Origin of the sequence: Streptomyces corallincola, assembly GCF_019104725.1 — a bacterium.
GTDB classification, from domain to species: domain Bacteria; phylum Actinomycetota; class Actinomycetes; order Streptomycetales; family Streptomycetaceae; genus Streptomyces; species Streptomyces corallincola.
The window spans coordinates 1-1,442 of sequence record NZ_JAHRXF010000092.1 but is presented as its reverse complement, the minus strand read 5'-3'; the positions used below and the strand labels follow the sequence as shown (position 1 = coordinate 1,442).

Below are 1,442 nucleotides of genomic sequence, written 5' to 3'. Positions count from 1 at the left end.
ACCCCTCTCACCCCGCGCGCCTCACAGCACCCGCAGCGCCCCCCACAGCGCCACCACCGACACCGCCAGCGCCGACGGCACCGCGATCAGGCCCAGCCGGGTGAACTCCCCGAGGTCCACCTCGTGCTCGTGCTGGTGCACGATCCGCCGCCACAGCAGCGTCGCCAGCGAACCGGCGTAGGTCAGGTTCGGCCCGATGTTCACCCCGAGCAGCACCGCGAGCACCGCCCCCGGACCGGCTGGAGCGGCCAGCGGGAGCAGCACCAGCACCGCCGGGAGATTGTTGATCACATTGGCCAGGACGGCGGCCAGCGCGGCGATCCCGAGCAGCGCGGCCAGCCCGGTGCCGCCGGGCAGCACCTGCCCGAGAGCGCCCGCGAGCCCGTTGTCCACCACCGCCCGCACCACCACGCCCAGCGCCAGCACGAACGCCAGGAACGCCGGGGACGCGGCCCGCACCACGGACAGCGGGGTCGTACGGCGCCGCAGCAGCGCCCGCCCCGCCAGCACCAGCGCGCCCGCCGCCGCAGCCCACGCCGGGTCCACCCCGCACGCCGACGCCACGACGAACCCGGCCAGCGTGCAGCCCACCGTCGCCAGCGCGAACACCGGCAGCGCGGGCGCCTCCACCCCGGCCCGCTCCAGGGGCGCGGCGGCAGCCAGATCACGGGCGAAGAACCGCCGGAACACCACGTACTCCACCGCGATCGCCGCCAGCCACGGCAGCGCCATCAGCCCCGCGAAGCGGGTGAAACTCAGCCCGCTCGCCGCGAACGCCAGCAGATTCGTCAGATTGGACACCGGCAGCAGCAGCGACGCCGTGTTCGACAGGTGGGTGCACGCGTACACATGCGGTTTCGGCCGTACCCCGGTCCGCTGCGCGGTGGCGAACACCACCGGCGTCAGCAGGACGACCGTGGCGTCCAGACTCAGTACGGCCGTGATCGCCGACGCCAGCGCGAACACCGCCGTCAGCAGCCGCACCGGACGGCCCGCCGCCCAGCGCGCCATCCACGCCCCGCACGCCTGGAACAGCCCCTCCTCGGCGCAGAAATGGGCCAGCACCAGCACCGCCGCCAGGAAGCCGACCACCGGCCCCAGCCGCTCCGCCTCCGCCAGTGCGTGGTCCAGCGGAATCGCGCCGGTGGCGACGGCGATCCCGGCCGCCGGGACCGCGAAGGCGGCCTCGGGCAGCCCGAAGGGGCGTACGACGGCCCAGGCGAGCACACCGGCGAGCAGCACGGCGGACAGGGTCTCGGCGAGCGGGGTGTTCAGGGCGGTGCCTCTCGGTTTCCGGGGAGCGACGGCTGCCCGGCGGATCGGACGGTGCCCGCCCATGAAAACAAACCGGGAGGCAGAACAGACCGGCGGGCGCGGACCGAAGGGGACCTGCCCCCCCGGCCCCCCCCCCCCCCGCGGGGGTCCGCCCCCCCCCCCCCCAC

At 75.5% G+C, this 1,442-nt stretch carries 1 protein-coding gene; it reads right to left on the bottom strand.

The window, feature by feature from the left end; translation table 11 throughout:
- Window positions 1-21 precede the first annotated feature (21 nt).
- Window positions 22-1,275 carry an arsenic transporter gene (locus KUM39_RS27895; protein ID WP_246620837.1) on the bottom strand — a complete coding sequence of 418 codons (1,254 nt, stop codon included), beginning with the start codon at window positions 1,273-1,275 and terminating at the stop codon, window positions 22-24.
- Between the last annotated feature and the right edge of the window lie 167 nt (window positions 1,276-1,442).